Annotated in this window: 8 protein-coding genes; 3 read left to right on the top strand and 5 right to left on the bottom strand. The window is 38.2% G+C overall.

What is annotated here, in order from left to right:
- Positions 1–451 precede the first annotated feature (451 nt).
- The gene (locus tag LQZ76_RS09685) at positions 452–2,287 is read right to left on the bottom strand and encodes an APC family permease (protein WP_230099511.1); all 1,836 of its coding nucleotides are present in this window, start codon (positions 2,285–2,287) and stop codon (positions 452–454) included.
- Between the two features lie 225 nt (positions 2,288–2,512).
- Here LQZ76_RS09685 and LQZ76_RS09680 point away from each other — a divergent pair, with 225 nt between their 5' ends.
- A complete protein-coding gene (locus tag LQZ76_RS09680) occupies positions 2,513–3,148 on the top strand; it encodes a deoxynucleoside kinase (protein ID WP_230099510.1) in 636 nt (211 codons plus the stop codon).
- Between the two features lie 34 nt (positions 3,149–3,182).
- Here LQZ76_RS09680 and LQZ76_RS09675 read toward each other — a convergent pair whose 3' ends face one another.
- From LQZ76_RS09675 to LQZ76_RS09660, 4 genes are all read right to left on the bottom strand, one after another.
- Entirely contained in the window at positions 3,183–3,632 is a 450-nt protein-coding gene (locus tag LQZ76_RS09675; RefSeq protein WP_230099509.1) for a universal stress protein, read from the bottom strand.
- Between the two features lie 206 nt (positions 3,633–3,838).
- On the bottom strand, positions 3,839–5,620 hold the full coding sequence (locus LQZ76_RS09670; RefSeq protein WP_230099508.1) for an ABC transporter ATP-binding protein: 1,782 nt from the start codon (positions 5,618–5,620) through the stop codon (positions 3,839–3,841).
- Between the two features lies 1 nt (position 5,621).
- Positions 5,622–7,334, bottom strand: a complete 1,713-nt coding sequence (locus tag LQZ76_RS09665; protein ID WP_230099507.1) for an ABC transporter ATP-binding protein — start codon at positions 7,332–7,334, stop codon at positions 5,622–5,624.
- An 87-nt stretch (positions 7,335–7,421) separates the two neighbouring features.
- A complete protein-coding gene (locus LQZ76_RS09660) occupies positions 7,422–7,886 on the bottom strand; it encodes an 8-oxo-dGTP diphosphatase (protein WP_230099512.1) in 465 nt (154 codons plus the stop codon).
- Between the two features lie 139 nt (positions 7,887–8,025).
- Here LQZ76_RS09660 and LQZ76_RS09655 point away from each other — a divergent pair, with 139 nt between their 5' ends.
- On the top strand, positions 8,026–8,355 hold the full coding sequence (locus tag LQZ76_RS09655; RefSeq protein WP_230099506.1) for a VOC family protein: 330 nt from the start codon (positions 8,026–8,028) through the stop codon (positions 8,353–8,355).
- A 147-nt stretch (positions 8,356–8,502) separates the two neighbouring features.
- Positions 8,503–8,757 (top strand): hypothetical protein, encoded by a 255-nt coding sequence (locus tag LQZ76_RS09650; protein ID WP_230099505.1) that lies wholly within the window; start codon positions 8,503–8,505, stop codon positions 8,755–8,757.
- Positions 8,758–8,882 lie beyond the last annotated feature (125 nt).

Here is an 8,882-nt window from a genome sequence, read left to right as displayed (position 1 = left end):
CATTTTAAAAATGATGTCTGTTGACTCATTTGTTATCCGCTTCAAACGTCGGGGAGACGCTTGAAGCATAATTTACTAGCGAAATTGACATTCGCAAATTTGTTTAACTCTAAAATTTAATTTCAAAGTACTTACACATTTGATTGTCAAAACTTTATTCAGTTTTCAAAGATCTACGTCGTTGTTAACAAGTTGATATGTCGTAACAACAACTATTTATATTACTGGATGTCTGCGATAATGTCAACACCTTTTTGAAATCAATTTGAAATCAAATTTTGATGTTTGTTACTTGTTCGAGACAGCTTAAATATAATACCGCGATTAGCACCTTAACGCAACCCCTTTTTTAAATTAAATTCATTTTTGCTAAATAATCTATGGAATACTCATAAAAAAGCCGCAAGAGCAACTCTTGCGGCTTTACTTAACTATATTAATTAACAGCTAACTACTCTTTTAAGTGATAGTAGTAAGTTGAGATTGTCACGTCATCGCGTGTATTTAACACCGTCCGTAAACGGAAACTTGTTTGGTTATGCAAAATATTTTGCCAACCTTTCTTCGGTGTAAATTGCGGTACGATAATTGTTGTTGAATGATTCCGTTCTTTAGCTTTCTTAGCAATCACATCCACAAAGCGTAAAGTTGGTGCCGTAATTGATCGATATGATGAATGAATATCGACATAGCGCACATCTGGGAATTCGGCTTTAAATTCAGCAGCAGTTCGATGTTCTTTATTAGGATTAGTATCAAAAGAAACGTGCATCGCTACTACGTAGTCCCCAATCGAACGTGCATAATCAATGGCTCCAGCTGTAACACGGGTAACATTTGATACCAGCACAATTACGGTTGAACCTGAATAGTTAACCCGTTGAATTGGTTGTTCTGAAACTAACCGTAATTGCCGTGCCACATTTCGATAGTGGCGATTAATTTTTAAGAACATGTAAATCAAGGCTGGCATAATAATTAAGTATGGCCAAACATTCGTAAAATGTAAACCAAACAGAATTAATACTAATACCCCTGAAATAATCGCCCCAATCGCATTAACGACCGATTTGGCAATCCAACCACGACCACGTTCACGATACCAGTGAATAATCATCCCTGATTGACTTAACGTAAATGGTACAAACACCCCAACGGCATACAATGGAATTAACTTATCCGTTTGTCCATTAAAGATAGCAATCAAAATAATCGCTCCAACTGCTAATGAAACAATCCCGTTTGAGTAACCTAACCGATCACCTTTATCCATGTACATGTGTGGCATGAATTTATCTTTAGCCAAGTTGTAGGCCAACATTGGGAAAGCTGAGAATCCCGTGTTAGCAGCCACTGCTAAAATCATGGCTGTTGATAATTGTAACAGATAGAAGAAAATCCCATGACCAAATGTTTTAATCCCAATTTGGGCTAAAACGGTCACGTGTCCATTCGGCCGAATACCATACCAATATGACAAGAAGGTAATGCCGGCAAAGAAGAATCCTAAAATCGTTGCCATAATGGCCAAAGTTGCGGCGGCATTCTTAGGCTTGGGATCTTTAAAGTTGGGTACGGCATTACTAATGGCTTCAACCCCAGTTAATGAAGATGATCCACTTGAAAATGCCCGCAAGAACAACACAATGCTCATCCCCGCAAAGGAATGACCAACCGCAAGGGGCGCTGAAAATTCAACTTGGCCCGTAACAATGTTGTAAAACCCGATGATAATCATCAAGGAAATCATCACTACAAATGAATAAACCGGTACCATCAAGAAAGATGCTGATTCACGAACCCCACGTAGATTCAAACACATCACCAAAATAACAATTACAATTGAAATTGGAACGGTTTGTCCTTGTAATGCTGGAATAGCCGATGTAATAGCTTCCGTTCCGGCTGTCACCGACACCGCCACGGTTAACATATAATCAACTAACAGCGAGCCCCCGGCGACCAAGCCTAAGTTACGGCCCCAGTTAGTTGAGGCGACCATATAGGCGCCACCCCCACCTGGATAAGCATGAATAATCATCCGGTAAGATAACGTAATGGCGGCAAGTAAAATTAACACCAATAACGCTACTGGTAATTGAAACCACATTGCTGATGCCGAAACGGCCAAAAGTACGGCCGTAATTTGTTCAGTCCCGTAAGCAACGGATGACAACGCATCTGATGATAACAAGGCTAGTGCTTTAAACTTTGACAAGGATTGGTTACCTTCTTCTAAAGTTTTCAGCGGCTTCCCGATAATCAGTCGTTTTAGATAACGCCACATTATAAAAGTTCTCCTTAAGAAACAATTTAGAGCTGCACTTATATTAATGCTAAATAATATCAATACCAAGGCAATTTTACGCTTTTTAACTATATAAGCAAGCCTAAGTTAGAAACATCAAAGCTGAGTTAATTAATTCTACATTGCAAATATTATATTACATTTGTAGTGCAACGGGTTTTCAGCTACAATGAATTATGAAATTTTTAGACAAGGAAGGACATTATGGTGATTATTACAGCTGGTATGATTGGTGTCGGTAAAACAACATTAACAGGCCTCATTGCAGACCATCTTGACACACAAGCATTTTTCGAACCCGTGGGAGAAAATCCCGTACTCCCACTTTTTTACGCAAACCCCAAACAATATGCATTCCTTTTACAAATTTATTTTTTAAATAAACGATTTGGCATGATTAAATCTGCCCTAGCTGACAATAACAATGTTCTTGATCGGTCAATCTATGAAGATGCCCTCTTCACTAAAGAAAATAATAAAGAAGGTAATATTTCTGATACTGAATTAGATGTTTACCTCGCCTTATTAGATAACATGATGGCCGAATTACAACAACTACCCAAGAAAGCACCGGATTTATTAGTTTATGCCGAAACGGATTTTGAAACGATTCTTTACCGGATTCGAAAACGTGGTCGTGACTATGAACAATTTGATAACAACGATGAACTTCGTGATTACTACTTCAAAATGTGGACTGCTTATAAACAATGGTTTGAGGAATATGATGTTTCACCAAAAATCAAAATTGATTTACAAAAATACGATTTAGAATTACCTGAAAACCAAGCAATTGTGCTTAAAATGATTGATGATGAATTAGCAAAAGTTCGCCAATAAAAAAAGGATGCCACGGCATCCTTTTTTTATTTTATTAGCGGACAACTAAGACATCGACTTTAGCATGTTGCACGATAAAATGCGCATTTGAACCAATCAAAACCCGTTCAACCACATTCGTCCCCGTCGCACCAATGACGACTAAATCAGCAGCGTATTTAGTAACCAAATCTTCGGCCAAGGCCGTTTTAGAATTACCTTCTGTGATTTCTAGCGTAACATCGGTAATGCCAGCCGACTTAGCTTGATTCACTAAGACACTACCGCTATCTTGTAACCGACCAAGTAAATCAACTTCAGCCGCTTTATTAATATAGTTAGCTCCTAAGGCCATCCCCAAACCGACATACTTATCTGAATTTAAGACACTGGCAATAATTAAGGCCGCATCATTTTGTTTGGCCAATTCAATAGCCCGATCAAGTGCCGCGTGGGCTTGTGGTGAACCATCAACCCCAACTAAAATTTTTTGATATTTATGCATTTTCTACCCCCATGAATTATACAATCAATTTATTAACATGTTTAGATTAGTAAGTAATTGTCCCCTAACAATCCCCTACTTATTGCTAACCATATTATAACGCGTCCGCCTGTTTTATGGGGTTTTCCTACCTAAAAAATCTATCCTAACACAATAAAAACCGCCGGCCATTTGGCCAGCGGTTTTTATTTAGTAGATATTCTAAATTACTCAAAAACCATTTGGTTATTGTACAATTCCGCGTAGAACCCATTTTCGGCTAATAACTCGTGGTGATTACCTTCTTCGATGATATTACCATCTTTAAGAACCACGATTTTGTCCGCATTTAAAATTGTTTTCAAGCGGTGGGCAATCACAAAACTTGTCCGTCCTTTAATCACATTATCCATCGCTTTTTGAATGCGAGCTTCTGTAACCGTATCAACATTAGAAGTTGCTTCATCCAAAATCAATAAGTCGGGATTGGTTAAAATTGTCCGGGCAATTGAAATTAATTGCTTTTGACCAGTTGAGAAGACTGAATTTTCATCGGTAACTTTAGTATCGTAACCATCTTCCAAACTCATAATAAAGTCATGGATATTGGCTTCTTCAGCCGCTGCATGCATTTCATCATCCGTGGCATCTGGTTTACCAAAAATAATGTTATCGCGAATCGTCCCACTAAAGAGCACTGAATCTTGCAACACGATACCGACGTGATTACGTAATGAATCAATATCCATTTCACGCACATCCACGCCATCAAACTTAACGGAACCACCCGTCACATCGTAAAACCGGTTAAGCAAGTTCATAACCGTTGTCTTACCAGAACCAGTTGGGCCGACCAAAGCCACCATTTGGCCCTTATCAACTTCAATTGAAATTCCATGTAAAATTTCTCGATCAGCATCATATCCAAAATGAACATCATCTAAGATAATCTGCTTTTTAAGGTTATCAATATGCTTACCATCAGTCGGATTAATTTCATTTGGTTCAACCATCACTTCATTAATCCGGCGGGCCCCAGTTAAAGCTAGTTGTAACATATTGTACATTGAAGTTAATTGCGTAATTGGTTGGTAGTATTGTTGTGAGTATTGCACAAAAATAACTACTAATCCCAAGGCCGTCGCCCGGCTCATATCACCATGTAAGGCTAAGTATGAACCAAAGAAAATCACTACCGCCGTATTAATTAATGACATCCCTTGCATTAATGGGAATAACATTCCTGAATAAACTTGGCCGGTAAACGTTGCTTTACGCACGCGTTCATTGTGGTCTAAGAAATTATCCACGGATTCCTTTTGCAAACCATTCGTGATAATAACCCGTTCCCCAGTAATTTGTTCATTGATGTAACCGTTCAAACGACCGACTTCATCCTGTTGTAAATCAACATAGTACCGGGCTTTGCGAATCATGAAAAAAGCACTCAAGATTGCAATTGGTGTACTAGCAACGGTTACCCAGGCCAATTCGGCACTTTCCCGAAACATCATAATTAAAATCCCAATCATCAACGTAATATTTGAGAATAATTGGAATAAACCTTGGTTCATCGCATTAAAGATGTTATCCAAATCAGACGTAAACCGTGAAAGGATTTCCCCATCTTTGTGTGAATCAAAGTACTTAATCGTCATTTTTTGGAGTTTTTGGAATAACCCCACCCGCATCGCATTCGTTGAGTAACCGGTGATGCGTGAAATAACTAAACTTGAGATGAACATTGCCACCGCATTGAAAAGAAAGAACATTAACATCAACATCAATGCGTGGTGAAAATCAGCTTTTGAAGCTAAGTTATGGGTCATTGGATTTAAGCGTAATTCAACATACTTTGCTAAATCAGTAATCGCGTTCCCCATAAAAATTGGTGCTTTAACTTGTAAATAGGTTGAGACAATTGTTAAGACAAAGACAAAAGCCATTCCTAATTTGTATTGCTTCAAGTATTGCACGAAAAATTTAGTGCCCTGTTTAAATTCTTGCATCTTAAACCTCCAATGCCTTTTGGGTTTGGTAGATTTCTTGGTAAGCCTTATTAGTAGCTACTAATTCTTGGTGTGTACCTTCACCAACAATTCGGCCTTCATCCAACACAATAATCTTATCCGCATTAATCACTGAAGAAATTTTTTCAGCAATCACAAATAAGGTTGAATCTGCCAACTCACGATCAAGGGCTTCCTTAACGAGCTTTTCAGATTTAGCATCCAAAGCCGACGTAGAATCATCTAAAATCAAAATTTTAGGTGAGCCAATAACCCCGCGTGCAATTGAAAGCCGTTGCTTTTGACCACCAGAGAAGTTCGCTGAACGCTCTTCCACCGGTGCATCATATTTTTTATCAAGTTTTTCGATAAATTCAGATGCTTGTGCAATATCAGCAGCGCGTTGCATATCAGCAAGGGTGGCGTCACGCTTACCTTGGCGTAAATTATCAGCAATGGTTCCTGAAAATAGTGTCGCCCGTTGTAACACGAATGAGACTGCTTTACGTAATGATTTTTCATTGACGTGCTTTAAATCAGTCCCATCAATTAACACTTGGCCTTCAGTCGGATCAAACAAACGTGGAATTAATTGCGCTAAGGTTGATTTACCTGAACCAGTGGCTCCAACGATTCCAATCATTTGCCCAGCTTGGGCCGTAAATGAAATATCTTTTAGCGTTGGGTTTTCATCCCCTGGGTAAGTAAAGGAAACATTTTGGAACTCAACATTCCCCGTAATATCTTTTTCAGGTGTTGCTTCATACGTTAAAGTGTTTTCAGTTTTCAAAATTTCATTTAAACGCCCTAATGAAACCATCCCCCGTGAAGCAAAGGTCATCATCATCCCACCGATAATAATGGCCATCATAATTTGGGCCAAGTAGTTAATGTATGACGTAACCGCTGCTAAAGCCGTTGGATCGGTATCAACCATTTTACCGACAAAGTAAATTGCTCCAGTAATTGTGAGGTTAGCAATTAACATAAACGCCGGTACGATTACAGAAAACCAGTTCCCAATGACAATATTTAAATCCCGCATGTCATCAGAAACCTTAGTAAAGCGCTTAATTTCATTATCTTCTTGGACAAATGATTTAACCACCCGAACGCCACCTAAATTTTCTTTAGCTAAAGTGTTAACATGGTCAATTGATTTTTGCATCTTACCAAAGTTACGGCCCATCCGACCAAATGATAACCCAGCAACCGCCACAATTAAGACAATCATCACAATAATGATCCACCATAATTTAGGCAAGGTAATAATCGCCAAAATAAAGGCCCCGACAAAGATAATTGGAATGCGCATTAACGTTTGTAAAAACATCATCATTAAGTTTTGGACTTGATTGATGTCATTAGTTAAACGAACAACTAAATTACTAGCGGCAAACTTTTCAATGTTTTCAAATGAAAAGCTTTGGATTTTACGATAAACTTCTTCCCGCACATCCGCAGCCACGCCTTGAGCAACTTTAGCCGCAAATATCGTATTAACAGCCCCACCAATTAAACCAACCACCGCGATAATGATGAGTTCTAAGCCTAACTTATCAATTTCATGAGTGTTGTTCTTGATGATTGCCTCTAATACTTTTTGTAATAGCTTTGGTTGCCATAACATTGACAACGCCATAATGGTAACGGAAATAAACGCCATTAAAATATCAAAGCGATATTTCTTACCATGTCTAATCAAAATTTCCACAAGATTTCCTCACTTTTTTTATGATATTAGTATTTTACGCTTCTTTTGTTAGAAAAACATAACTTAGTTACTAAAAAATAGTAAATTTTACTGCCAAATGGTTTCCCATTGCCCTTGTTCATTTCGATTTTTGAGGGCTAATGCGGAAATATCGGGATTATCAAAAACCGGTAGCATTTCTTTAAAAGTTTTTGGTAACACGTAATTATTAAGTTGATCACGGGTTGTCCAAAAAATATTCCCTTCTTTGGAAGCCGTAATTTCACCACTATAATTAGTCGCTTTAAATAAAAAGACCACATAGCGAGCCCCATCGGCTAATGGCCATTCCTTGATGCCGACTAATTGCGGTTGAGTAATTGCTAAACCGGTTTCTTCGCGAACTTCACGAATCGCTGATTCAACCACCGTTTCATTAGCTTCAACGTGCCCACCAGGAAAAGTCACCCCCGGCCATTTAGGATTTTGGCGATCTTCAACTAGAATTTCACCCGTGTCTTGATTTTCAATCATAATCATATTCGTGATTTCGATTGCTTGATAGCGCGTCATGCTTGATACCTCTTTTTTCAATTTGTCTTTCATTCTACCGAAACTTCCTTAATAAGCAAGTTATCTGAACACAATCTTCGCGCCATTTTAATATTTTCAATGCTATACTAGTTTTAGATTATTTTTACAAGGAGTTCCCATGAAACCAAAAAAAATTAGTACCCATTCCATTCCCGTCAGCAATCCCGCACGGGCCTTTCGTTTTTTCCACGAAGTCTTTGATGTCCCCGCCTTTGAAGAAACTAACGAAAACAAATACTTAGTCCTCGAACAAGAACACTTAAACTTTGTGCCTGGTGAACCAACTGAATTAGAATTAACCGTGAAAGACCATTTTGAAACCGTCCAAAATCACTTGGCCAGCTACTATGTAACGGTCCTTAGCACTGAGGAAGCCCGTTTAAACAAAATGATTATCACCATCGAAGATTTTGAAAAGAACAAAATACGAATTATTTGCAATAAATAAACGTATTCTTTACATTTTAATATTTCTTTTACAAACTATTACAGTTTTAAAATTTGAAACGTTCGTATTTTAATGGTATAGTTGACTTACCAAACAAGCTTTGGGATAAGATTCTACCAAATTGAATACAAGATGGAGCGTTTTGATATGGAAAATTTGCGAGCAATTCCGGGCTTTGAAGGCCACTACGGAATGAACAGTGCTGGTGAAGTCTACCGGCTATCAACGGTTGACCACCGTGGTCATAAACGAAATGAACGCTCACTTAGAGCAAGTATGCACGGACGAGGTTATTTATATGTCCGTCTCAGCCTACATGGCGAAAGAAAAATGTATAGCTTGAACACATTAATTCGGAAAACTTTTCCCGAAGCAACCACTTTATTAAGTGTTGTTTCATAATCATTTACCGCAACAAAAAAGGGGTTGTGACATAACCCTATAAAAAAAGGGCCACTAAATGAAATTTTAAATTTCATTTAGTGGCCCTTTTAGATATAATCAAAAGAAAAAAGCATCGGGTGCAA

The sequence above is a fragment of the Periweissella ghanensis genome (assembly GCF_918814755.1).
Taxonomy (GTDB): Bacteria; Bacillota; Bacilli; order Lactobacillales; family Lactobacillaceae; genus Periweissella; species Periweissella ghanensis.
This window is presented reverse-complemented; position numbering and strand designations above follow the sequence as displayed.